Genomic DNA, 24,204 nt, shown 5'->3' on the forward strand with positions numbered 1-24,204 from the left:
CCGGCTTTACTTCAACTCCAGCAGCCGCTCCAGATAGCTGCGCTCGATATCGGGGCTGAGCGCGTTGCCGAGCCGCTTGCGGATCGCGTCGAGGATCTGGCGGGCGCGCTGCACGTCGATCTCGTCCGGCACCTTCACCGAATCGCCGAAATCTGGACCCTCGGTGGCGCGTGGCCGGCCGAGCGGATCGCGGTCGGCATTCTGCTGGCGGCCGCCGCGCTGGCCGTCGCCCTCGTCGCCCTGCATGGCCTGCAATTGCTTCATCATGTCCTTGGCGCCCTTGCGCAACGCCTCCAGCGCGCGGCCCTGGTGACCGACCGCCTGATCGCCATCGCTGTCGCCAAGCGCCTGTTCGGCATCGCCCATGGATTTGCCGGCCTCGCCAAATCCCTCATTGGGCTCGAGCCCCATACCTTCGAGACCCTTTCTCAACTGGTCGAGCTCGCTTTGCAGTTTGCCCTGGCCTTCCTGCAACTGCTTCAGCGCGTCGGCGAATTCCTCCGGCGTCATCGGCTTCGGCCGGCCGAGCGGATCGCGGTCTTCGCCTGGGCCGGGCTGCTCGCCCTGTTCGCCCATTTGGCCCTGCTCGCCGTTCTCGCCGAGCTGCTCGTCTCGGTTCTGCCCACGCTGTTGCTGGCCGCGCTGCATCTGGTCCATGCGGAAGGTTTCGTTCATCATCTCCTGCTGGCGCCGCATGATCTCGCCGAGCTTGTCCATCTGCTGGCGCATTTCGCTGTTCTGCTGGCCACCCTGCTGCTGACGTCCGGCCTGCAGGTTGTTCATCATGTCCTGCAGTTGCGAAAGCAATTGCTGCGCGCTGTCGCGATCGCCGGACTTCGCCAGATTCTCGATCTGGTCCATCATCCGTTCGATATCACTCTGGCGCAGCTCCTGGCCGTTCTGCTGCATCTGCGGCGCGTTTGGATTCTGCTGCGCACGCTGGGCGAATTCCTGCAGGAATTGGTTCATCGCCTCGCGCAGTTCCTTCATCGCCTTGTCGATTTCCTCGTCGCTGGCGCCGTTCTTGATCGCGTCCTGCAACGCCTGCTGCGCCTGGCGCAGCCGCCGCTCGGCGTCCGAAAGATTGCCTTCCTCGATGCCGAGCGCGATCTCCCAGAGATAGGCGACTTCGTCGCGCAATTTGTCGTCGTTGTCGGCCATCTTCAGCCGGGTGCGGGCGCTCATGATGGCGAGGTAGTGCGCCATATTGTCGAACGTGTCTTCGGGCCTGAGCGTGATCGCATCCATCAGGTCGAGCACGCGGCTCTTGGCGTTGGCGTCGAGCGCCAGCGCGCGGCGCTGCTCGATCACGGCCCTGGCCAGCGGATTGGAGAATGGCCGCTCCGGCATCACCAGGGTCCTGGTTTCGCTGGTTGCCGTATGGCCGGCATCGTCGGTGGCGACAAGCCTGAGCTTGATGTCGCCGCCGGCCCAGACATGCTCGGTCAGGTCCTTCGTGGTCTTGGCGGCATTCCCCTTGACGCCGCGGCGCGGCAGCGTCAGCGGCATTTCGGGCGGGCCATAGAGCGGATGCGCATTCGGCGCCGGTGGGTCGGCCAATACGAAATCCGCCTTGGCGGAGGCCGCGCCATAGTCGTCGTCGATCTGGTAGTTGAGTTCGAAGGAGCCGTTGACGGCGCGTTTCGGCTCGCCGACGAAGCGGATTTGTGGCGGCTTGTCCGGGATCACCGCGAAGGCCCAGCTGCCGAGTTCGTCGCCGCCCGAGTTCAGTGTCAGCGTGCCGTTGGCCGTCAGCTTGCCGGTGAACTGGCGCACCGTGGAGGGCGTTGCTGTGGAGGGCGTTGCCGCCGCCGGCTTGGCCGCGTCGGCCTGCTGCCCGGCCGGCTCGATGGTGCGGGCGTTGCCGTCGGCGTCGGCATAGCTCAGCGTTTCCTCGCCCGAGCCGCCGGTGACGCGCAGCGAGACATCGCTGCCTTCCGGAACGGTGAAGGTGGACGCAGCCTGATTGTCATTGCTGGCGAGGGCCGGGTTGGCGAAGGCTGGGGAAGTGAGGAAGACCGGTGCCCTGCCGGTGTAGGCCGGCGGCGTCACCCAGGCGTCGATGCGCGGCGGCACGGCGTCGCGCGCCGCGTGGGCACTGAACCCGTCCGCGATGCGGCCGCCCGACGGTCCGAACGAGAAGGCGAAAGCGGTGACCAACACAAGCGCCGCCACGGCGCGCAGCCCCCACGGGTCGCGCTCCGGCACCCGGGTGCGTGGCAGGTCGCCACCGAGGTTGCCGAGTTTTTCGGCCATGCGTTTCTGGTGCTCGCGCCACAGCGCTTGCGAAAAAATGCTTTCCCTGCCGCTCGGCCGGTCGGTCTGCACCAGCACCGGGCTGTGCAGCAATAAGTTGGCCGCCTCGATTCGCCGATCGATCTCGGCACTGGACGGCACCCGGAAGAAACGCAGGGGATAGAGCGCGACAAGGGCTGCGATGGCGAACACAGCCACAAGACCGATACGCGCCATGTCGGGAAGCAGAAGGAAGAGGCCGAGCCACGAGACGCTGAGGAACAGGCTGGCGACGATGACGAGTGGAAGCAGCAACGGCCAGCCACGCTCGACCGTCATCGAGACCCGCGTCGCCAGCCGGCTCACGGCAAGGCGCCCGGCCAGGCTGCGATCGCTGGTGATGGTGGGTCGTTGCGTCATCGGCCCTTCCTGTTCGGGCGGGATAACCCGAACCTCACAAATCTATCGCACCGGCCCGAAAATCGGATGCGAAGGACTCAAAGTCTTAGATGCACGTCGCTCCAAACATACCAAGAAACACGGCGAAGGCGAGGCAGTTCCCTAAAACGTGAACAGGACTGCCCCCGCTATCGTCAGAATTTAGCCGGATTGGCGTTTGCACCGCAGACCAGCACGGCGACACGCTCGCCCGCAGCCGGCGCGTAGCGGCCCGACAGGATCGCCGCGAAGGCCGCGGCGCCGCCCGGCTCGGAGATGATTCGCACCCGGTCCCAAAGAGCCGTCTGCGCGGCGATGATCTCGTCGTCGCTGACCAGTATGGAACGCTCGACGAAGGCCTCGGCGATCGGAAACATCATTTCGCCGACGCGCTTCGGCGCCAGCGAATCGGCGGCGATGCCCTCAGTCGGCGCATCGACGGGCCGGCCGGCCTCGAAGGCGCGATGAAGCGTCGGCGCGCCCTCCGGCTCGACGGCAATGATCCTGATGCGGCCGGCAAACCAGGCGGCGATGCCGCCGATCAGGCCGCCGCCGCCTACGGCGACCAGCAGCGTGTCGAGTTCAGGCAGGTCGGTCTCGATCTCAAGGCCGAGCGTGCCTTGCCCGATCAGCGTTTCCTCCTGGTTGAACGCATGGATCTGCAGCGCGCCGGACCTTTCGGCAAAGTCTTCGCTGGCGGCCAGCGCTTCGGCATAGCGTGCGCCACCGACGACCAATTCGGCGCCATAGCCGCGGATGCGTTCCAGCTTGGCCGGCGGGCTCACTTCGGGAACGAAGATGGTTGCCTTGTGGCCAAGCCGCATGGCGGCGTAGGCGACCGCGGCACCATGATTGCCGCCCGATGCCGCGACGACGCCAGCCTCGGGAACCGGCCGCTCGAGAAGATTGGTGAAGGCGCCGCGCGCCTTGAACGAGCCGGAATGCTGCAGGCATTCGAGCTTCAGGTCGACGCTAAGAGGCGGGCGGCCGAAATCGGCCATGTCGACGCGCAGCACCGGCGTGTGGCGCACGAAGGGCCGGATGCGCGGCTCCATTGCGGCGATGCGTTCGCGGGTGATGCTATTGCCGTTCAGCATGGTCTGCTCCCAAGGGTTGACATCACTTAGTAACTTAGCAAAATGACTAAATGCAAGAGGTTGATGTCTTCAAGGCGATCGCCAACGAGCGCAGGCTGCAAATCCTCGATTGGCTGAAGGATCCGCGCGCGCATTTTACGCCGCAGACCGATGGCGATCTGGTCGAGGACGGCGTCTGCGCGCTGCTGATTGCGGAAAAGCTGGGGATTACCCAGGCGACGCTCAGCGAGCATATGCGGGTGCTGACCCAGGCTGGCCTTCTGCGCAGCAAGCGTATCAAGCAGTGGACGTTCTATCGCCGCGACGAAGGCAGGATCGCCGAGACCAGGGCGCTGATTCAGCACCGGCTGTAGCGCCGCAGACGATCTATTCTTGTTTGACCATGATCCTTTCCGAAAACCGGTTCTCACTTTTTCGGGATCATGGGTCTATTCAAGCCAATCGGGCAGCGAATCCAGGCCGATCAGCTCGTCATAGGTCTGGCGCCGGCGCACGACATGGAAACGGTCGCCGTCGACCAGCACTTCAGGCACCAGCGGCCTGGTGTTGTAGGTGCCGGCCTGCACCGCGCCATAGGCGCCGGCGGTGGCGACGGCGATCAGGTCGCCGGCCTTCAGCCGCGGCAGGTCGCGGTCGAGGCCGAGATAATCGCCGGTCTCGCAGACCGGGCCGACCACGTCGACCGTCATGCGCGGCGCCGCGGCCGGCTGCTGCACCACCGGCTTGATGTCATGGAAGGCGTCATAGAGCGTCGGCCGGATCAGATCATTCATCGCGGCGTCGACGACCAGGAAATTCCTGGCGTCGCCCTCCTTCACGAAGATCACCTGGGAGACCAGGATGCCGGCATTGCCTGATATCAGCCGGCCCGGCTCGAACATCACCTTCAGCCCGAGCTTGGCGACGTGCTTCTTGACGATCTGAGCATAAGCGTCCGGCAGGGGAGGCGGGCTGTTGTCGACGCGGTAGGGAATGCCGAGGCCGCCGCCGAGGTCGATATGCTCGATGGCGTGCCCGTCGGCGCGCAGCACGCCGACCAACTCCACCAGCAGCGCAAAGGCGTCGTCGAAGGGCTGCAACTCGGTGATCTGGCTGCCGATATGAGTGTCGATGCCGGTGACCTTGATGCCAGGCAGCTCAGCTGCGCGGGCATAGACCTTTCGCGCCTTCTGCCAGGGAATGCCGAACTTGTTCTCGGCCCTGCCGGTGGAGATCTTCTTGTGGGTCTTGGCGTCGACATCCGGATTGATGCGCAGCGAGATCGACGCGACCTTACCCAGCGCCGTGGTGCGGGCCGACAGCAATTCAAGTTCCGGCTCGGATTCGACGTTGAAGCACAAAATGCCGGCCGAGAGCGCAAAATCCATTTCGCGCGCGGTCTTGCCAACGCCGGAAAACAGGATCTTGCTGGCTGGAATGCCGGCGGCCAGCGCGCGTCGCAATTCGCCTTCCGAGACCACGTCGGCGCCGGCGCCGAGTTTTGCCAGGATTTTTAGCACCGCCTGGTTGGAATTCGCCTTCATGGCGTAGCAGACCAGCGCGTCGAGCCCGGCAAAGGCCTGCGCAAACACGCGGAAATGCCTGGTCAGCGTCGCCGTCGAATAGCAATAGAACGGCGTGCCGACGCTTGCGGCGATCTCTGATATCGCCACGTCCTCGGCATGCAGCACGCCGTCGCGGTAGTCGAAATGGTTCACGAGAGTGGTTCCGGAAGTTGGAGCACGATGAGATCGGCCGATCTCATCGGCTCTAGATCAACGGATCGAGAATGAATTTTTTGTCCTCGACCGGTTTTTCCGGCTCCGGCGGCACCGGCTGCTCGGCCTTTTGTGCGTCCTTGCGTGCCTGCACGGCCGCCTCATACGGCGTGTCGAGCCCGGCTTTCCTGCCGCACGCCGTAACGGTCGCCAGCGCCGCCAGCAGCGTCAGCGTCACCAAAATCCTGCTTGCGGTCATTGATCCATCCGTCCGAAACTTTTGCCCGCCGCTTTTAGCCGAGTTTATCCGGCATTGCACCCCGGCAATCACGCCCTGCCGATGTGCTTTTTCCAGTAGCGGATCTGCTTCCTCACTTCCGACGGCGCGGTGCCGCCGAAGCTCGTGCGGCTCTTTACCGAATTCTGCACGGCGAGCACCGAAAACACGTCCGCCGTGATGCCGGGGTGAATGGACTGCAAGTCTTCCAGCGGCAGCCTGTCGAGCCCGATCTTCCTTGCTTCGGCCAGCGCCACGGCGCGGCCGGTGACGTGGTGCGCCTCGCGGAACGGCAGACCGAGGCTGCGCACCAGCCAGTCGGCGAGATCGGTCGCGGTCGCATAGCCTGACCCGGCGGCCTTCTTCATGGCGGCGGCATTCACCGTCATGTCGCGCACCATGCCGGTCATCGCCGCCAGCATCAGGTCGAGCGTCTCGGCGACGTCGAACACGGATTCCTTGTCTTCCTGCATGTCCTTGCCGTAGGTCAGCGGCATGCCCTTCATGACAGTCAGCAGGCCGACCAGATGGCCGGTGACGCGGCCGGTCTTGCCGCGCACCAGCTCGGCGGCGTCGGGGTTCTTCTTCTGCGGCATGATCGAGGAGCCGGTGGAGAATGAGTCCGACAGCCTGACGAAGCCGAATTGCGGCGTCGACCAGATGATGATTTCTTCGGCCAGCCGCGACAGATGCGTCGCGCAGATCGCCGCCAGCCCCAAAAACTCGAGCGCGAAATCGCGGTCCGAAACGCTGTCTAGGGAATTGCGCATCGGCTCACGGAAGCCGAGCGCCCTGGCCGTCTGGTGCCGGTCGATCGGAAAGCTGGTGCCGGCAAGCGCGGCCGCACCGAGCGGGCTTTCGTCCATCCGTTCGATAGCGTCGCGAACACGCGACAGGTCGCGCGAGAACATCTCGACATAGGCCATGCAGTGATGGCCGAAGGTTACCGGCTGAGCCGCCTGCATGTGGGTGAAGCCCGGCATCACCGTTGCCGCATGCTCCTCGGCCCGCTCCAGGAACGCCGTGATCAGACCCTTCAGCGCCTCGGCGACGCGAAAGCACTCGTCCTTGACCCATAGCCTGAGATCGACCGCCACCTGGTCGTTGCGCGAACGGGCGGTATGCAGGCGGCCGGCAGCCGGGCCGATCAGCTCGGCAAGGCGGGCCTCGACATTCATGTGGATGTCTTCCAGCCTGGTCGAGAACTCGAACGTGCCGGCTTCGATCTCTGCCAGGATCGTGTTCAGCCCGTGAGCGATTTTTTCTTGGTCGGCCGCCGAAATAATGCCGGTTTGCGCCAGCATCTCGCTGTGGGCGATCGAGCCTCTGATGTCCTGCGCGTAGAGTTTGCGGTCGAACGAGATCGACGCGTTGATCGCTTCCATGATCGCGGCCGGACCCGAGGCAAAACGTCCGCCCCACATCTGGTTGCTGGCCTTCTTGTCGCTCATCGCTATAACCCGTGCTCCGGAGCAGTTTTAAAAAATGGCAGACGGCAATCGATTTTTCCCGGCCCCGCGCCTCATCCTCGCCGCTTTGGTGGCAGGCGTGCTGGCCGGCGCGGTCGCGGTATATGTCAGCGAAAGCGGTTCTGGCAACAACGCCCCCGCTCAAGTCGCGGTTGGCGACAGCAAGGACGATGTCGCCTGCGCCGCCAAGGCCGACCGCGCCAAGACGGTCGCGGCGGCTGCCACCGGCCAGGTTGCAGCACTTTTGCCGGCCGATCCGCCGCAATCGCTGAAGGGCCTTGCCTTCAACAGCCCCGACGGCAAGCCGATGACGCTCGCCGACCATGCCGGCAAGACGGTGCTGCTCAATCTGTGGGCGACATGGTGCGCGCCCTGCCGCGCCGAAATGCCGGCGCTCGACGCGCTGCAGAACGAAATGGGCAGCGATGCCTTCGAGGTCGTCGCGGTCAATGTCGATGCCGGCGACGACAGCAAGCCGAAGAAGTTCCTCGAGGAGACCGGCGTCGAGGCGCTCGGCTACTACCGCGATTCGACGATGGCGCTGTTCAACGATCTCAAGACACGCGGCCTGGCGCTCGGCCTGCCGGTCACCATGCTGATCGACGGTGAAGGCTGCCTGATTGCCCACATGAACGGCCCGGCAGAATGGTCGAGCCCCGACGCCAAGCGGCTGGTCGAGACGGCGCTCGGCAAGTCGGACTAATGCATGTCGCGCAAAGTGCGCTCTTTAGGAGGCGCCGACGATTGCCGGTCGTCGTCGTTGTTCGATTGGTAAGCCGGCTTTTCAATTGCTTTCCATCGGCTCTCATCTCGAAGCGCACGCCACTTTAAGTGGAAATCAAGTTCATCGGCCTGCAACAAAACCGTTGTCCAATTGTCACGGGCGGCACATATTGGCATTGCGAGAGTGCCCCTTTCGCCAATGACAAACGGGAGATGAAACATGAAGTTCTTCGGCTTCGCGGCCGGTGTCGCCGCCACCTTGACCCTGCTTTCCACCACATCCGCCTTCGCCGTCACGCAGATCAGCTGGTGGCACGCCATGACCGGCGCCAACGCCGAGGTCGTCGGCAAGATCTCCAAGGATTTCAACGCCAGCCAGAGCGACTATGAACTGGTTCCGGTGTTCAAGGGCACCTATCCGGAGACGCTGAATGCCGGCATCGCCGCCTTCCGCGCCGGCCAGGCGCCCGATATCCTCCAGGTGTTCGACGTCGGCACCGGCGTGATGATGGCGGCCGAGGGCGCGATCAAGCCGGTGGCCGAGGTGATGACCGGTGCCGGGATGACCTTCGACAAGAGCCAGTATCTGCCCGGTATCGTCGGCTATTATTCGAAGCCGGACGGCACCATGCTGTCCTTCCCCTACAACTCCTCCTCGCCGATCCTTTACTACAACAAGGATATCTTCCAGAAGGCCGCCCTCGACGTGAACAATCCGCCCAAGACCTGGAACGAGGTGTGGGAAGCCGCCAAGAAGATCAAGACGAGCGGCGCCGCCCCTTGTGGCTATACCTCGACCTGGCTGACCTGGATCCATCTGGAGAATTTCGCGGCGTGGAATGATGTGTCGTGGGCGACCCAGCAGAACGGCCTGGCCGGCGGCGATGTCGAACTCAAGATCAACGCGCCGATTTTTGTCAACCACTTCCAGGCGCTCGCGGATCTCGCCAAGGACGGCACCTTCAAATATGGCGGGCGCACCTCCGAAGCCAAGCAGATCTTCCTCGCCGGCGAATGCGGCATCTTCACCGAATCGTCGGGCGGCCTCGGCGACATCGTCAAGTCCGGCATGAACTACGGCATCGGCCAGCTTCCCTACGACAGCGACGCCAAGGGCGCACCGCAGAACACCACGCCGGGCGGCGCCAGCCTGTGGGTGTTCGGCGCCAAGTCGGACGAGCAATACAAGGGTGTCGCGGCGTTCTTCGCCTACCTGTCCAAGACCGATGTGCAGGAATATCTGCACCAGAAGTCAGGATACCTGCCGGTGACGCTTGCTGCCTACGAGGCGACCAAGAAATCGGGCTTCTATGACAAGAACCCCGGCCGTGAGACACCCATCCTGCAAATGACTGGCAAGGCGCCGACCGACAACTCGAAGGGCGTGCGCCTGCCGAACCTGCCGCAGGTGCGCGATATCCAGAACGAGGAGTTCGAGAAGATGCTGGCCGGCCAGCAAACCGCTCAGCAGGCGCTTGACAACGCGGTTACGCGCGGCAACGCCGCAATCAAGGAAGCGCTGGAGAACTGACGAGATTATCTCGGTTGGTGTCGGTTTGAATATCGCCCACGCGAGTTCGCGTGGGCGTCCCCGAGATAGCGAAGGAAATCAGCCTGTCTCCCCGCGTCGTCTTTCCCAACAAGATCCTGCCCTACCTGCTGGTGGCGCCACAACTCGCCATAACACTGGTTTTCTTCTACTGGCCGGCCGGTCAGGCGCTTTACCAGTCGATGCTCAGACAGGATCCGTTCGGGCTGAGGACCAGGTTTGTCTGGTTTGCCAATTTCCGCAAGGTGCTGGCCGATCCTGCCTACCTCAATTCGATCAAGGTCACCGTGGTGTTCTCGCTTGCGACCGCGATCGTCGCGATGTGCGTGGCCCTGCTGCTTGCGGTCATGGCCGAGAAGGCGGTGCGCGGCAAAGGCCTCTACCGCACCCTGTTGATTTGGCCCTATGCCGTGGCGCCGGCGATTGCCGGCATGCTGTGGCTTTTTCTGTTCAATCCTTCAATCGGCTCGTTGGCCTATTTGCTGCGAAGCCTCGGCATCGCCTGGGACCCGCTGCTCAACGGCACCCACGCCATGATCCTGCTGGTGTCGGCGGCTGCCTGGAAGCAGATCAGTTACAATTTCCTGTTCTTCGTCGCCGGTCTGCAGGCAGTGCCGAAAACGCTAATCGAGGCGGCGGCCATGGACGGCGCCGGCGAGACCAAGCGCTTCTGGACCATCGTCTTCCCGCTGCTCGCGCCGACCACCTTTTTCCTGCTGGTCGTCAACACCGTCTATGCCCTGTTCGATACGTTCGGCATCGTTCATGCCGTCACCGGCGGCGGGCCGGGCAAGGCGACCGAGACGCTGGTCTACAAGGTCTACAATGACGGCTTCGTCAATCTGATCCTGGGCGACTCGGCGGCGCAGTCGGTCATCCTGATGGCAATCGTCATTGCGCTCACCGCTATCCAGTTCCGCTACGTGGAACGCAAAGTCCATTACGGCTGAGGGCAGCGATGATCGGCCAGTCTCCGCTCCGCACCTTCATCGCCCATGCCGTGCTGATCCTCGGCATATTGATCGTGGCTTTCCCGATCTACTACACGTTCGTTGCCTCGACGCACACGCTGCAAACCATCCTCAGGCCGCCGCTGCCGCTCTTGCCCGGCGGCCAGCTCTGGAACAACTACAGCGAGGCGCTGTTCGGCGGCATTGGCCGCATCGGCGGTGTCAGCGTCGGCCAACTGCTCCTCAACACCACGATCATGGCGCTCGGCGTTGCGGTGGGAAAGATCTGCATCTCGATCCTGTCGGCCTACGCGATCGTGTTCTTCCGCTTTCCCCTGCGCATGACCTTCTTCTGGCTGATCTTCATCACCTTGATGCTTCCGGTGGAAGTGCGCATCCTTCCGACCTACAAGGTAATGGTCGATCTCGGCATGATCGACACCTATGCCGGCCTGATTATCCCGCTGATCGCCTCGGCCACCGCGACGCTGCTGTTCCGCCAGTTCTTCATGACCATACCGGGCGAATTGGTCGAGGCGGCGCGCGTCGACGGCGCCGGGCCATGGCGCTTCTTCTTCGATATCCTGTTGCCATTGTCGCGCACCAATATCGCGGCGCTGTTCGTGATCCTCTTCATCTACGGCTGGACGCAGTATCTTTGGCCGCTGCTGGTCACCAACAGCAACGACATGAACACCATCGTCATCGCGTTGAGAAAGATGGTTTCCTTTGCCGATGCCGATACCGAATGGCACCTGGTCATGGTCACGGCGATGCTGGCCATCGTGCCGCCGATCCTGGTGGTGGTGCTGATGCAACGCTGGTTCGTGCGCGGCCTGGTCGAATCCGAAAAGTGAGAAGCTGATGGCGACCGTCGATCTGAAGGACGTGAAGAAGGTCTATCCCAGCGGCGTCGAAGCCGTGAAGGGGGTCTCCATCGCCATTCCCGGCAAGGAGCTTTGCGTGCTGGTCGGCCCATCCGGCTGCGGCAAGTCGACGCTGCTGAGGATGATCGCCGGGTTGGAGACCATTTCCGCCGGTACGGTCGCCATCGACGGCAAAGTGGTCAACGCCATCGGCCCGACCGAGCGCGACATCGCCATGGTGTTCCAGAACTACGCGCTTTACCCGCATATGAAAGTCTATGACAACATGGCCTATGGCCTGCGCAATCGCGGCACGCCGAAGGACGAGATCGACAGCAGGGTGCGTTCGACCGCCAAGGTGCTGGAGCTTTCGGCGCTGCTCGACCGGCGGCCTCGCGAGCTTTCCGGCGGTCAACGCCAGCGTGTCGCCATGGGCCGCGCCATCGTGCGCAATCCGAAGGTCTTCCTGTTCGACGAGCCGCTCAGCAATCTCGATGCCAAATTGCGCGGGCAGATGCGGGTCGAGATCAAGAACTTGCAGCGCACGCTCGGCGTCACCTCGGTCTATGTCACCCACGACCAGCTCGAGGCGATGACGCTGGCCGACATCCTTGTTGTCATGAACGCCGGGCTGGTCGAGCAAACGGGCGCGCCGCTCGACATCTACGAAAAGCCGGCGTCGATCTTCGTCGCTTCCTTCATCGGCGCGCCGCCGATGAACCTCCTGGCGCTGACCGGAAGTTCCTCAGGCCCGATACTGGCTGACGGCACCGCGATCGGCTTTGCGGCTCCCGGAACGCAAGCCGTGACGCTGGGGTTTCGCCCTGAAGATGCCGACGTCACCCTCAATGCGGAGGCGCTGCCCGGTGCGCTCGTCCTGCCGGCGGCAGTCGAAGCGGTCGAGCCGGTCGGGGCCGAAAGCTTTCTTCACTGCGCCGCAGCCGGCAGCCGTATCATCGTGCGCGTCTCAGGGCGCGCCACCGCAAAGCCCGGCGACCAGTTGCGTGTCGTGGCCAAGTCCGAAAAGCTGCACTGGTTCGATCAGGCCGGCAAGCGGGTCGATTGAAGCTGGCCTGTCGGCCTGACCGGCGAACCGCGCCAGACGCAAGACCGTTCAGGCGAACACATGCGCCTTGCCCGACACCGTCAGCCGGACGATCTCGCCAACCGTCGGTGTGTCCATGCCCGGCTTGCGCAGGACCAGTGGCGTGTTGCCGATCGCGGCTGCGTCCGGCGGATCGGGACTGTTCAAGAGCCGCACCGCGATGGTGCACATCGAGCCGGCGAATTCGGATTCCGTGACCTCGCCGAACAGCATGTCCGGCGTGCCCGACATGCCTTCGCGCGATGTCCGTTTCAAAAGCACCTGTTCCGGCCGCAGCATGATGCGGACGAGATCGCGCCGCTCGGTGCTGTCGACGGCGATGCGGCCGAGCGGCGAGCTGGCGAAGCCGTCCGCGATCCTGGCCGGCAGGATGATGGCGTCGCCGAGGAATTCGGCGACCATCCGGTCCTTCGGCTTGAGATAAAGCTCGCGCGGCGTGCCGACCTGCGAGAATTTGCCGTCGCGCATCACCGCGACCTGGCTGGCAAAGGACAGCGCCTCGGCCTGGTCGTGCGTGACCAGGATCGTGGTGATGCCGGCGGTCTCCAGAAGCTCGGCCACCGCCTTGCGCATCGAGGCGCGCAGGCCGGTGTCGAGCGCCGAGAACGGCTCGTCGAGCAGCATCAGCCGCGGCTTCATGGCCATGGCGCGGGCCAACGCCACACGCTGCTGCTGGCCGCCTGAGAGCTCGTGCGGCCGCCGTTTCAGGATCGCCTTGTCGAGCCCGACGATATAGGCGAGCTCGGCGATACGCTCGCTGCGCTTGTCCTCGTGATGCCGCATGCCGAAACCGATATTGGCGGCGATGCTCAGATGCGGGAACAGGGCGCCGTCCTGCGCCACCACGCCGATGCCGCGCCGATATGCCGGCACCGCGGCGTCGCCATTGGCCAGCACCTCGCCGTCGAGCACGATGCGACCCTGGTCCGGCGCTTCGAAGCCGGCGATCAACCGCAGCAGGGTCGTCTTGCCGCAGCCTGACGGTCCGACGATCGCCGTGCGGCTGCCGCTGGCCACGCTGAGGTCGACGCCGGCCAGTGCGGCCACCGGGCCGTAGTGCTTGTGCACATCGGTGAGTTCGAGGAAGCTCATCGCCCGGCCATCCGCTTCGACTGGACGTAGAGCAGCCAGGTCAGCGGCAGCGACATCGCCACCATGATGAGCGCGTAAGGTGCGGCGGACGCATAGTCGATCTCGCCGCTGTGGGCCCAGAACGCCATCGCCAGCGTGCGGGTGCCGTTGGGCGCCAGCATCTGCGTGGCGGTCAATTCGTTCATGATGCCGAGCGCCACCAGCGCCATGCCCGCCGCGGCACCCGGCGCCGACAGGCGGATCGTCGTCGACCACAGCGCCCTGAGCGGTGGCCGGCCGAGACTGGCGGCGGCGCGCTCGAGCTCGACCGGTGCCTGCGCGATCGATGCTCGCAGGCTGATCAGGGCGCGCGGCAGGAACATCAGCGCATAGGCAACGAGGATCGTGAACAGGGTCTGATAGAGCGGCAGCGCGATGCGCACCGTGATGGTGACCAGCGCCAACGCCACGACGACGCCGGGCAGCGAGCCGACGATGTAGTTGCAGCCCTCCAGAAGGCGCTGCAGCGGCCCCGGTGCCCGGATCGAAATCCAGGCCATCGGCATGGCGGCGATAGTGGCGAGCAGGGCGCCGGCGAGCGCCAGGAACAGGGTCTGGCCGAGCGCCAGGCCGATCTCATCGAGGCGCCAGACATCGGCGCCGCCGGCCACAAGCCAGCGGCCGATGGTGACGAACGGCACGCCGAGCGCCAGCAGCGCGGTGACAACGGGCAGAGCCAAGCACGGGATGGTGGCGCGGCCGAGCCTTGTGCGTTGCTGCTGCCGCGCGGCGCCCGAGCCGACGCGGGCATAGCGCTCCTCGCCGCGCACCAGCACTTCGATCCCGAGCAGCACGAAACAGCATGTCACCAGCACCGCAGCCAGCATGTTGGCGGCGGGGCCGTTGAAGGTCGACTGGAACTGGTCGACGATCGCGGTGGTGAAGGTATCGAAGCGGATGAACACGTAGAGGCCGTACTCGGCCAGGAGATGCAGGCCGACCAGCAGCGAGCCGCCGCAAACGGCGAGCCTGAGCTGCGGCAGCACGACCCGCCGGAACACGCGCCATGGCCCGAGGCCGACGGCTGCCGCGGCGTCTTCGAGAGCAGGATCGAGCCGGCGCAAGGCTGCCGCCACCGGCAGATAGAGGAACGGGAAATAGGCGACGACTGAAACCAGGACGCCGGCCCACAGCCCGTGCAGTCCCGGCACCAGGGTGATCCAGGCGTAGCTGTGGACGAAGGCGGGGATGGCGAGCGGCGCCACCGACAGCCAGGCCCACAGGCGTGCACCGGGAAGGCTGCTGCGTTCGGTCAGCCAGGCCAGCGCCACCGAGAGCACGATGCAGATCGGCACCGCCAGCACCACCAAAAGCAGGGTGTTGACCAGGAGCTCGCCAACACGTGGCCGGAAGACCAGTGCCGATACGGTGTCCCAGCCGGTCTGCACGGCAATCCAGATGATGAAGGCGAGCGGCAGCAGCGAGAACAGTGAGACCAGGATGGCGGCGAGCGAAATCCAGGATATCGGCCGCCGGCGCCTCCAATGCACAGCCACCATGCCGGTCGGCAAGCCTGAACGTGCAAGGTCGGCCGCAGGCAGCATCAGCTCAGACGCCGAGCCGTTGCCGCCCGCTGGCGGAAACGGTCGCAGAGCCGCAAACACGGCCAAAAATGCAGCTTGTCGTCATGGACGAATGCCACCTCGAAATTCCCGCAGGAAGCGCAGTCGGCTGCCGTTTTAGGACGAACGCGAACTAAAGCAAGCCGGCTGCCGTCATCAGGTCGGTCACCTTCCTGGAGTTCAGCGTCGTCGCGTCGACCTTCGGCGCCTGCAGATCGGCCAGCGGCACCAGCGCCGGATTGGACTCCGCACCCTTGCCAACCGCGTATTCAAAGGAATTGCCGGTCTTCAGCACGTCCTGACCACCCTTGCCGGTCACCCATTTCAGGAAGGCCTGGGCTTCCTTCGGGTGCTTGCTGGAGGCCAGCACGCCCCCTCCGCAAACCGAGACGAAGGCGCCCGGGTCCTGGTTCTTGAAATAGTGCAGCCCGACGTTGCTGCTGTTCTCGCCGGTCTTGGCCTGGTCGCCGTAGTAATAATAGTGATAGATCACGCCGCCATCGACCTCGCCGGCATTGACCGCCTTCATCACCGTGCTGTTGCCTTTGTAGGCGGTGAAGTTCGCCTTCATCGCCTTCAGCCAGTCGGCCGTTGCGGCCTCACCCTTGAGCTGCAAAAGTGCGCTGACGATCGCCTGGAAATCGGCGCCGGACGGCGAAGCGGCCCAGCGTCCCTTCCAGCTCGGATCGGCGAGTTCAAGCAGCGACTTGGGCAACTGCTCGGCGGTCAGCTTGGTCTTGTTGTAAGCAAAGACGGTGCTGCGCGCGGCGATGCCCACCCACTTGCCGCTGGCCGGCTGGTACTCCTTGGGAATCTGCGCCAGCGTGTCGGCGTCGACCGGCGCGAACAGGCCTGATGACTCGACCAGCACCATGGCGGGTGAGTTTTCCGTCAGGAACACGTCGGCCGGCGAGGCGGCGCCTTCGGCAACGATCTGGTTGGAAAAATCGCTGTCGCCGCCGTGGCGAACGGTGACCTTGATGCCGGTTTCCTTGGTGAAACCTTCCACCCAGGCATTGGTCAGGCTCTCATGCTGGGCATTGTAGACGACGATGCCGCTGTCCTGGGCCATAACCGGGCTGGCGACCAGGCTGATTGCAAGTGCTGTGGCTCCGGCAAGGACGGAAAGAGCATGTTTCATGGACGTCATCCCGCTCGATCTCGATGGTCTTTGATTTAGCATGGCTGCACTATCAATTCCTGATCGGGGTAGTCAAGATTGGTGAGCTGCGTAATCGGGCGCCGGAGGTGAAACCTTCGTGATATTCCTTTACTTTGGCTTGGACATTATTTCGCCGGCCACGTAACAAATCGGGCCGAGGCGCGAATACTGGGGAGTTAACTCTTGTGACCGGCAAGGACGAGGCCGAGCTTTCCCGGCTGATGCGGGCCGCGATCGCGGGAGATGAAAGGGCTTACGCCGACTTTCTGCGCCGGACGGCTGCTCTCGTTCGCGGCTTCATCAGGCGCAAGATCGTTCAGGGCGGGGTCGATCCCGAGGATGTCGTGCAGGAAACCTTGCTGGCCATTCATGTGAAGCGGCATACCTGGCGCCAGGATTTACCTGTGCTGCCCTGGGTCTACGCCATCGCGCGCTTCAAGCTGATCGATGCCTTTCGACGGCGCGGGCGGCGCGTCGAGATCGAGATCGACGAGATCGCCGAGACCTTCGCCGAACCGGAAGCCGAAACGGTCAGCGGGCGTGACATCAACCGGGCGTTGGACGGCCTGCCGCCGGCGCAGCGTTCGGTGGTTTCGTCGGTGTCGGTCGAAGGCCGCTCCATCGGCGAGACGGCAGTGAGGTTCGGCATCAGCGAGACGGCGGTGCGCGTGTCGCTGCATCGCGGTCTCGCAGCCATTGCCAAACGGTTCGGAGCCAAGCAGTTCAGGCGGGAATGACATGAGGACCGACGATCTCATCAAGGCGCTCGACGCCGATGTCCGCAGCACGGCGATGCCGCTTGGCTCGGCCTGGTGGATAGGCGCCGGTGCGGCTACACTGATCGCGGCGGTGGTGTTCTGGCTGGCGATCGGCCCACGCACCGACATCGCCACCGCCATCTATACGACGCGTTTCGTTGCCAAGTTCGTGTTCACGATGGCTCTGGCTGTCAGCGCCTTCGCCTTGATCCGCGCCCTGTCGACACCCGGTGCAGCGACGAGCAGGGCGGCGGCCTTGATGATTGCCGCACCGCTGCTGGTGGCCGTAGCGGTGGGTCTGGAACTCCTTTCGGTGCCTGCGGCCGACTGGGGCAGGCGGCTGGTCGGCAGCAACATGGTTATCTGCCTGAGCTTCATTCCGCTGATCGGCATCGGTCCGCTTGCCGTCTTCCTGGCGGTGCTGCGCTATGGTGCGCCGACGCGGCCGGTGCTTGCCGGAGCCGTGGCGGGCCTGCTCGCCGGCGGGCTGGCGGCAACTTTCTATGCCGCACATTGCTTCGACGACTCGCCGCTCTTCGTTGCCACCTGGTATACGATCGCGATTGCCATCCTCGCCGCGCTCGGAGCGCTCGGCGGGCGGCTTTTCGTGCGTTGGTAGCGACTGCCTGGCCCCGAAACGGGTTCGACTTCCGCAAAGCAGCGCGAGGCTGGATATCGGTATGGGGTCGCTGTCGCCTGCAATGGCATGCCTCAGCGCGTCGGAACCGGATGCTCCCCGCGATAGTCGTAGAAGCCGCGTCCGGTCTTGCGGCCGAGCCAGCCGGCCTCGACATATTTCACCAGCAGCGGGCAGGGCCGGTATTTCGAATCCGACAGGCCGTCATGCAACACCTGCATGATCGACAGGCAGGTGTCGAGGCCGATGAAATCGGCAAGCTGCAGCGGTCCCATGGGATGGTTGGCGCCGAGCCGCATGGCGGTGTCGATCGCGTCGACCGAGCCGACCCCTTCATAGAGCGTGTAGATCGCCTCGTTGATCATCGGCAGCAGGATGCGGTTGACGATGAAGGCTGGAAAATCCTCCGAGACGGTGATCGTCTTCTCGAGATGGTTCACATAAGCCTTTGCCGCTTCGAAGGTCTGGTCCTCGGTGGCGATGCCGCGCACCAGTTCGACCAGCTTCATCACCGGAACCGGATTCATGAAATGGATGCCGATGAAACGCTCCGGCCTGTCGGTCTGCGCGGCGAGACGTGTGATCGAGATCGACGAGGTGTTCGTCGCCAGGATGGCTTCCGGATTGAGCTGCGGGCAGAGCTGGGCGTAGATCTTGCGCTTGACCGTCTCGTCCTCGGTCGCTGCCTCGATCACCAGATCGGCACCGGCAAGGTCGGCCATGGTCGGTGCTGACGAAATGCGCGCCATCGCCTCGTTGCGCAGCTTTTCTTCGAGTTTGCCGGAGCCGACCTGGCGGGCCATGTTGCCGCTGATCGTGGCGATGCCCTTTTCGATGCGCTCGGGCGAGATGTCGTAAACCAGCACCTTGTAGCCCGCCAGCGCGGACACATGGGCGATGCCGCCGCCCATCTGGCCCGCCCCGATGATGCCGATCGTCTCGATCTTGTTCATTACACCGATCCCGTCAAATGGCTTTGCGGCCTGCTTTTTGTGCGGTGCAAACTAAAAGGGCGGGGCGACTTCGTCTACCCCGCCCTTCACAATTTAATACGCTTTGGCAGAAGGCGTCAAAGCGCCTTTTGCAGTTCCGGCAGAATGACGAAAAGGTCGCCGACGAGGCCGTAGTCGGCGACCTGGAAGATCGGCGCCTCCTCGTCCTTGTTGATGGCGACGATGACCTTCGAATCCTTCATGCCGGCAAGATGCTGGATGGCGCCAGAGATGCCGACGGCGATGTAGAGATCGGGTGCGACCACCTTGCCGGTCTGGCCGACCTGCCAGTCGTTCGGCGCATAGCCGGCATCGACTGCGGCACGAGAGGCGCCGACGGCGGCGCCGAGCTTGTCGGCGATCGGCAGGATGACTTCCTGGAACTTCTCCGAGGAGCCCAGCGCGCGGCCGCCCGAGATGATGATCCTGGCCGAAGTCAGCTCCGGACGGTCGGTCTCGGAAAGCTTATTCTCGACGAAGCTCGACAGGCCGGGATTGACTGCTGCCTGAACCGTCTCGACCGGGGCTGAACCGCCCTCGGGTGCAGCCTGGAAGGAGGCGGTGCGCACGGTGATCACCTTCTTGGCGTCGCTCGACTGCACCGTCTGGATGGCGTTGCCGGCATAGATCGGCCGCTTGAAGGTGTCGGGCGAGACAATCTCGATGATCTCCGACACCTGCGCGACATCGAGCAGGGCTGCCACGCGCGGCGCGACATTCTTGCCCGAGGAGGTCGCCGGCGCGACGATCGTGTCATAGGCATCGGCCATGCCGACGACCAGCGCCGCCAGCGGTTCGGCGAGACGCTCGGTGAGCTCGTCGGCTTCGGCAAGCAGCACCTTGCTCACGCCCTTGAGCTTGGCGGCGGCGTCCGCTGCCGGCTTGGCGCCGTTGCCCGCGACCAGCACATGCACGTCGGAGCCGATCTGCAGTGCAGCCGAAAGCGCCTTGGCGGTCTGGTCGGAAAGCGTCGCATTGTCGTGTTCGGCAATCAGAAGAATTGTCATCTTTTTGTCCCTTCCCAGCCCTACAGCACGCCAGCTTCGTTCTTGAGCTTGTCGACCAGTTCGGCGACGCTCTTGACCTTGACGCCCGCCTTGCGGCCGCCTGGCTCCTCGGTCTTGATCACCTTCAGCCGCGGCTTGACGTCGGCGCCGTAATCGGCGGGAGATTTCTCGTCGAGCGGCTTCTTCTTGGCCTTCATGATGTTGGGCAGCGAGGCATAGCGCGGCTGGTTGAGGCGAAGATCCGCGGTGACAATCGCCGGCATCTTCAGCTCCACCGTCTGCAGGCCGCCATCGACCTCGCGCGTCACCTTGGCCTTGTCGCCATCGATAACGACCTTGGAGGCAAAAGTGCCTTGCGCCCAGCCCAGAAGTGCGGCCAGCATCTGGCCGGTCTGGTTCGAATCGTCGTCGATCGCCTGCTTGCCGAGAATGACGAGACCGGGCTTTTCCGCCTCGACCACGCCCTTCAGCACCTTGGCGACGCCCAGCGGCTCGGTCTGCTCGTCGGTCTTGACCAGGATGGCGCGGTCGGCGCCCATGGCGAGCGCGGTGCGCAAGGTCTCCTGCGCCTGCTGCGGCCCGATCGAGACAACGATGATCTCCTCCGCCTTGCCGGCCTCCTTCAGCCGGATCGCCTCTTCGACCGCGATCTCGTCGAACGGGTTCATCGCCATCTTGACGTTGGCGAGTTCCACCGCCGAACCGTCAGCCTTCACACGAACCTTGACATTCGCATCCACAACCCGCTTCACGGGCACAAGGATCTTCATTTGCCTGTCACCTCTTTCACGATAGCCACCTCTTTCAAGATAGTCGGGCGCGCTATAGCAGTGTGCGCCTCTTCAGAGTTGTCGAAAGCCGACATTCCGGACGGAATTCTGGTCTCCGACCGTCTAAAGCGCGTCGTATGTGGCCGACCTCACGCGACGCGCTTCAGGTTATGTGTTCCATGCATGCCGTTATCGCAAAACCGCTGCACAGTTTGCGCGACATGCATCGGTGTGGGAACGCTTCCGTAGTTGCGGCGACCCCGCACGTCAATATCCGGGACGCGCCCAAATCATCCGCGCCGCTCAAATCGGTTCAGTCGGGACTGGAGGCGGTTCCCCGTCCCCAGCGCGACGCCGGCAGCGGTTCGCCTGGCGCCGGCTCTGCGGCAACAGGCATTTGGCCGGCGACCACCGCTGCCTCTTCATCCGCACCGGCAAGCAGCGGTACGCCGCGGTTGCGCAAGACGAGCACCAGCACGGCCCCGGCGATGATGCCGCCGACATGGCAGGCCCAGGAAATCTGATCCTCGCCACCGGCGGCGAACATCACGATCTGGAACAGGATCCACAGGATGAGCGGGATGAAGGCCGGGATGCGCAGCGGAATGCGGGCGAAGGCCAGCACCCATACCTTTACCCTGGGATAGAGGATCAGATAGGCGGCGACCACGCCGGCAATGGCGCCTGAGGCGCCGATCAGCGGAACCTGCGAGTCCCACGCGATCAGGCCCTGGAAGAAGGCGCCGGCGATGGCGCAGAGCAGATAGAAGGCGAGAAAGCGGATATGACCGAGCGCGTCCTCGACATTGTCGCCGAACACCCACAGGAACAGCATGTTGCCGCCGAGATGGAAAATATCGGCATGCAGGAAGGAATAGGTGACGTAGCTCAGGCTCTCCGGGATGACCACAAACTGCGGAGCCAGTTCGACGCTGTCGTGGACGACCGACGGGATAAAGCCGAGGCCTAGAACAGCGGCGTTGGTGAACTGCTCGCCGCCAAGCGCGGTGGCGAAGTAGATGAGCGTGTTGAACGCGATCAGGCCGATCGTGACATATTGCTGCTTGATGTGGCGCAGCCGGTTGGTGTCATAAAGCGGGATGAACATCGGACCCCTCCCGTCTCGGCAGATTCAGCGGTTCTTGCCGGGAATCCATAGCACGTCGGCGTTTCCATTGTCATTGACCGCGCGTGCGGCGACGAACAGAAAGTCCGATACGCGGTTGATGTATCTTATCGCCTCGCGGTTGAGATGCTCGCCTGGGTTTTGCGTCAAAGCCACCATGATGCGCTCGGCCCGCCGCGCCACCGTGCGGGCAAGGTGAAGGGCCGCCGCCGCCGGGGTGCCGCCGTTGAGCACGAAGGATTTGAGCGGTTGCAAATCCTTGTTGAGCAGGTCGATGTCCTTTTCGACACGGTCGGTCTGCACAGCGGTGATGCGCAGCGGCTCATAGCCGAGCGGCTTGCCGTCATCCGGCACCGCCAGATCGGCGCCGAGGTCGAAAAGGTCGTTCTGGATGCGGCCGAGCATAGCGTCGATCGCCGGATATGTTGCTGCGGTGTGGATGCGGGCCATGCCGATGCAGGCATTGGCTTCGTCGATCGTGCCATAGGCGTCGATGCGCAGATCGGATTTCAGCCGCCGTTCACCGGTGCCGAGGCCGGTGGTGCCGTCGTCGCCGGTGCGGGTGTAGATCTTGTTGAGCTTGACCACGCTCTGCCTCCCGAAATCGCCACCCTCGTCACTTGCGGGTGAAATACACCGCCAGCATGATCAGCACCAATGCCACGAACTGCAGCAGCACGCGCGTCTGCATCAGCTTGTTGGAGGTCATGCCGGAGCCGCCGCGCATCATATTGATGAGGCCGCGGATCAGCACGATCACCACGGCGACCATGACGAGAACAGCGAGGATGTTGAAGACGGTTGCCATAGAGTGTTTCCAGTCGATTGCGTTCAGGCGCGTTTGGCAAGCAGGCGGTAGAGCATTGATGCCGGCAGGATGCGTTTGAGGACAACGCCGATCCTGGCCGGCACCGTTACCACATAATGCGGACGCGGGCGCCGCGACAGAAGCGCATGGCGCAAGGCCGCATGAACCACCGCCGGCCCGGGCTTCAGCCGTGACGTGCTGCCGCCGGCCTGCAGCCGTTGCAGCTGCGCCTCGTAAGCGAGGCGGTGCACGGAATTCTCACGGTCGATATTCCTGAGAAACCACACCAGGCCGTTGCTGGCGATCTTCGATGTCACTGGCCCCGGCTCAATCAGCGAGACATGGATGCCGCTGCCCTGGAGTTCCTGATGCATGCACAGCATCAGCCCTTCGATCGCGTGCTTCGACGCCGAATAGGCGCCGCGAAAGGGCAGCGGCGCCAGGCCGAGGATCGAGGAGCAGTGGACAAGACGGCCATGGCCCTGGCGCCGCATCACCGGCACGACACGGCGGGTGAGGTCATGCCAGCCGAAGACATTCGCCTCGAATTGCTCCCTGAGCGCCGCGACCGGCAGGTCCTCGACGGCGCCGGGCTGGGCGTAGGCGCCGTTGTTGAAAAGGGCATCGAGGCGTCCGCCGGTCCGCTCCAGCACCGACGCCACCAGCGTCTCGATGGATCCCGGTTCGCAATAATCCAGATAGAAAGCCTCGATGCGGTCGGCCTCGAGGGCGGCGATGTCCTCCGGCTTGCGTGCCGTCGCGAACACCCGCCAGCCTTCCGCCTTCAGCGCCCGGGTGCAATAGGCGCCTATCCCGGAAGAAGCTCCGGTGATGATGATGGTGCGCAACTCTTCTCCAGGAGGAAGCGTGTTTTGACCTAGGCTTGCCATTTGCCGCAATCCCTTCCCATATTCGCGGCGTCGAGACAATCGAAGGGAACGCGGTTCTTGTTGCGGAAGATCGTAGCCTTCAAGCGCGTGCTCTATGACGCGTTCGGCCATTTCGATGCAGACGATGGCTGGGCAATGGCCAGTCATCTGGCGATCACGGCGCTGATGGCGCTATTCCCTTTTCTGATTTTCGCCACGACGCTGGCCAGCTTCCTCGGCGCACAGGCTTTCGCCGACACCGCCGTGCATATTGTCTTCGACACCTGGCCCGAGCAGATCGCCGAGCCGATCGCGCGCGAGGTGCTCAACGTGCTCACCGTGCAGCGCACCGACCTGTTGACCTATGGCGTGCTGCTTGCCGCCTTCTTCGCCTCGAACGGCATCGAGGCGCTGCGCACCTCGCTCAACCGCGCCTACCGCGTTTCCGAAACGCGCGGCATCATATACCGCCGGGTACAGAGCATCGCCTTCGTGCTGATCGCCACGGCAGGTTTTCTGGCGATCAGCGTGCTTCTAGTGTTTGCGCCGTTGCTGGCGCGGCTGGCCGAGGCCAATTTCGAATGGGTAAAACCCTATATGGGAACGATCACGCTGTGGCGTTATATCATCGCCTCGGTCGTCATCGTCGGCGGGCTGTTCGCGGTGCATTACTGGCTGCCTGCGGGCAAGCGCCGCTTCGTCTCGATCATACCGGGCATCATCTTCACGCTGATTGCCTGGCTTATCGGGTCGACCATCTTCGCCGCCTATCTCGACCGTTTCTCGTCCTATGTGACGACCTATGCCGGCCTTGCCTCGATCATGGTCGCGGTCGTCTTCCTCTATATGGTCTCGGCGATCTTCATTCTCGGCGGTGAACTCAATGCCGCGATCAGCCGCTATCTGGAGGCACGCGCGCGAGTTGGCTGATTCTTGTTTTGAGCATGATCTTTTCCGAAACCGGTTCCCACTTTTT

Annotated in this window: 24 protein-coding genes; 9 read left to right on the plus strand and 15 right to left on the minus strand. The window is 63.8% G+C overall.

Features of this window, described 5'->3' with window-relative positions:
* Positions 1 to 6 precede the first annotated feature (6 nt).
* Together AC0L3O_RS29920 and AC0L3O_RS29925 are read right to left on the minus strand one after the other, a co-directional pair.
* The gene (locus AC0L3O_RS29920; protein WP_287238193.1) at positions 7 to 2,655 is read right to left on the minus strand and encodes a TIGR02302 family protein; all 2,649 of its coding nucleotides are present in this window, start codon (positions 2,653 to 2,655) and stop codon (positions 7 to 9) included.
* Positions 2,656 to 2,828: 173 nt separating this feature from the next.
* Positions 2,829 to 3,770, minus strand: coding sequence for a threonine/serine dehydratase (locus AC0L3O_RS29925; RefSeq protein ID WP_128246097.1), 942 nt, complete (start codon positions 3,768 to 3,770; stop codon positions 2,829 to 2,831).
* A gap of 50 nt (positions 3,771 to 3,820) precedes the next feature.
* On the opposite strand from AC0L3O_RS29925, the gene AC0L3O_RS29930 reads away from it, so the two are divergent.
* Positions 3,821 to 4,123 (plus strand): ArsR/SmtB family transcription factor, encoded by a 303-nt coding sequence (locus tag AC0L3O_RS29930; protein WP_128246098.1) that lies wholly within the window; start codon positions 3,821 to 3,823, stop codon positions 4,121 to 4,123.
* Positions 4,124 to 4,198: 75 nt separating this feature from the next.
* Here the strand turns inward: AC0L3O_RS29930 and lysA are convergent, their stop codons facing one another.
* From lysA to argH, 3 genes are all read right to left on the minus strand, one after another.
* Positions 4,199 to 5,467, minus strand: a complete 1,269-nt coding sequence (lysA, locus tag AC0L3O_RS29935; protein ID WP_128246099.1) for a diaminopimelate decarboxylase — start codon at positions 5,465 to 5,467, stop codon at positions 4,199 to 4,201.
* Between the two features lie 52 nt (positions 5,468 to 5,519).
* Positions 5,520 to 5,726: a hypothetical protein gene (locus tag AC0L3O_RS29940; protein WP_023797221.1), complete on the minus strand. Its 207-nt coding sequence runs from the start codon at positions 5,724 to 5,726 to the stop codon at positions 5,520 to 5,522.
* A gap of 68 nt (positions 5,727 to 5,794) precedes the next feature.
* A complete protein-coding gene (gene argH, locus AC0L3O_RS29945) occupies positions 5,795 to 7,195 on the minus strand; it encodes an argininosuccinate lyase (RefSeq protein ID WP_287238192.1) in 1,401 nt (466 codons plus the stop codon).
* Positions 7,196 to 7,229: 34 nt separating this feature from the next.
* On the opposite strand from argH, the gene tlpA reads away from it, so the two are divergent.
* The 5 genes from tlpA (at position 7,230) to ugpC (ending at position 12,367) form a co-directional block, all read left to right on the plus strand.
* Positions 7,230 to 7,916 (plus strand): thiol:disulfide interchange protein TlpA, encoded by a 687-nt coding sequence (tlpA, locus tag AC0L3O_RS29950; protein WP_473536216.1) that lies wholly within the window; start codon positions 7,230 to 7,232, stop codon positions 7,914 to 7,916.
* Between the two features lie 240 nt (positions 7,917 to 8,156).
* Positions 8,157 to 9,467 (plus strand): sn-glycerol-3-phosphate ABC transporter substrate-binding protein UgpB, encoded by a 1,311-nt coding sequence (ugpB, locus tag AC0L3O_RS29955; RefSeq protein ID WP_473536217.1) that lies wholly within the window; start codon positions 8,157 to 8,159, stop codon positions 9,465 to 9,467.
* Between the two features lie 83 nt (positions 9,468 to 9,550).
* Positions 9,551 to 10,435: a sn-glycerol-3-phosphate ABC transporter permease UgpA gene (gene ugpA / locus AC0L3O_RS29960; protein WP_128176137.1), complete on the plus strand. Its 885-nt coding sequence runs from the start codon at positions 9,551 to 9,553 to the stop codon at positions 10,433 to 10,435.
* Between the two features lie 8 nt (positions 10,436 to 10,443).
* A complete protein-coding gene (gene ugpE / locus AC0L3O_RS29965) occupies positions 10,444 to 11,292 on the plus strand; it encodes a sn-glycerol-3-phosphate ABC transporter permease UgpE (RefSeq protein WP_023797226.1) in 849 nt (282 codons plus the stop codon).
* Between the two features lie 7 nt (positions 11,293 to 11,299).
* Entirely contained in the window at positions 11,300 to 12,367 is a 1,068-nt protein-coding gene (gene ugpC / locus AC0L3O_RS29970) for a sn-glycerol-3-phosphate ABC transporter ATP-binding protein UgpC (RefSeq protein ID WP_473617419.1), read from the plus strand.
* 48 nt (positions 12,368 to 12,415) lie between these two features.
* On the opposite strand, the gene AC0L3O_RS29975 is transcribed toward ugpC, so the two are convergent.
* From AC0L3O_RS29975 to AC0L3O_RS29985, 3 genes are all read right to left on the minus strand, one after another.
* Positions 12,416 to 13,498 carry an ABC transporter ATP-binding protein gene (locus tag AC0L3O_RS29975; RefSeq protein WP_128176056.1) on the minus strand — a complete coding sequence of 361 codons (1,083 nt, stop codon included), beginning with the start codon at positions 13,496 to 13,498 and terminating at the stop codon, positions 12,416 to 12,418.
* On the minus strand, positions 13,495 to 15,081 hold the full coding sequence (locus AC0L3O_RS29980) for an ABC transporter permease (protein WP_419694864.1): 1,587 nt from the start codon (positions 15,079 to 15,081) through the stop codon (positions 13,495 to 13,497). The genes AC0L3O_RS29975 and AC0L3O_RS29980 overlap by 4 nt, the downstream gene beginning before the upstream one ends.
* Positions 15,082 to 15,232: 151 nt before the next feature.
* Complete coding sequence (locus tag AC0L3O_RS29985; protein WP_473617420.1) at positions 15,233 to 16,240, minus strand: iron ABC transporter substrate-binding protein; 1,008 nt, start codon at positions 16,238 to 16,240, stop codon at positions 15,233 to 15,235.
* A 206-nt stretch (positions 16,241 to 16,446) separates the two neighbouring features.
* On the opposite strand from AC0L3O_RS29985, the gene AC0L3O_RS29990 reads away from it, so the two are divergent.
* Positions 16,447 to 16,998, plus strand: coding sequence for a sigma-70 family RNA polymerase sigma factor (locus tag AC0L3O_RS29990; protein WP_287290939.1), 552 nt, complete (start codon positions 16,447 to 16,449; stop codon positions 16,996 to 16,998).
* Position 16,999: 1 nt separating this feature from the next.
* Entirely contained in the window at positions 17,000 to 17,638 is a 639-nt protein-coding gene (locus tag AC0L3O_RS29995; protein ID WP_473536220.1) for an NrsF family protein, read from the plus strand.
* Between the two features lie 92 nt (positions 17,639 to 17,730).
* Here the strand turns inward: AC0L3O_RS29995 and AC0L3O_RS30000 are convergent, their stop codons facing one another.
* The 7 genes from AC0L3O_RS30000 to AC0L3O_RS30030 all read right to left on the minus strand — a co-directional run bounded on the left by AC0L3O_RS30000 (position 17,731) and on the right by AC0L3O_RS30030 (position 23,249).
* Complete coding sequence (locus tag AC0L3O_RS30000) at positions 17,731 to 18,609, minus strand: 3-hydroxybutyryl-CoA dehydrogenase (RefSeq protein ID WP_023797239.1); 879 nt, start codon at positions 18,607 to 18,609, stop codon at positions 17,731 to 17,733.
* Between the two features lie 116 nt (positions 18,610 to 18,725).
* Positions 18,726 to 19,655, minus strand: a complete 930-nt coding sequence (locus AC0L3O_RS30005) for an electron transfer flavoprotein subunit alpha/FixB family protein (RefSeq protein ID WP_027153367.1) — start codon at positions 19,653 to 19,655, stop codon at positions 18,726 to 18,728.
* 20 nt (positions 19,656 to 19,675) lie between these two features.
* Positions 19,676 to 20,425: an electron transfer flavoprotein subunit beta/FixA family protein gene (locus tag AC0L3O_RS30010; protein WP_023797241.1), complete on the minus strand. Its 750-nt coding sequence runs from the start codon at positions 20,423 to 20,425 to the stop codon at positions 19,676 to 19,678.
* Positions 20,426 to 20,738: 313 nt separating this feature from the next.
* Positions 20,739 to 21,533, minus strand: a complete 795-nt coding sequence (locus AC0L3O_RS30015; protein WP_287238175.1) for a rhomboid family intramembrane serine protease — start codon at positions 21,531 to 21,533, stop codon at positions 20,739 to 20,741.
* 24 nt (positions 21,534 to 21,557) lie between these two features.
* Entirely contained in the window at positions 21,558 to 22,139 is a 582-nt protein-coding gene (locus AC0L3O_RS30020) for a cob(I)yrinic acid a,c-diamide adenosyltransferase (protein ID WP_091600130.1), read from the minus strand.
* A 28-nt stretch (positions 22,140 to 22,167) separates the two neighbouring features.
* Positions 22,168 to 22,359 (minus strand): twin transmembrane helix small protein, encoded by a 192-nt coding sequence (locus AC0L3O_RS30025; protein ID WP_023797244.1) that lies wholly within the window; start codon positions 22,357 to 22,359, stop codon positions 22,168 to 22,170.
* Between the two features lie 23 nt (positions 22,360 to 22,382).
* On the minus strand, positions 22,383 to 23,249 hold the full coding sequence (locus AC0L3O_RS30030) for an SDR family oxidoreductase (protein WP_473536221.1): 867 nt from the start codon (positions 23,247 to 23,249) through the stop codon (positions 22,383 to 22,385).
* Between the two features lie 57 nt (positions 23,250 to 23,306).
* Between AC0L3O_RS30030 and AC0L3O_RS30035 the strand changes: the two genes are divergently transcribed.
* Entirely contained in the window at positions 23,307 to 24,158 is an 852-nt protein-coding gene (locus tag AC0L3O_RS30035) for a YihY/virulence factor BrkB family protein (protein WP_473617422.1), read from the plus strand.
* The last annotated feature ends 46 nt before the right edge of the window (positions 24,159 to 24,204 follow it).

This window comes from Mesorhizobium sp. WSM4810 (assembly GCF_055811235.1).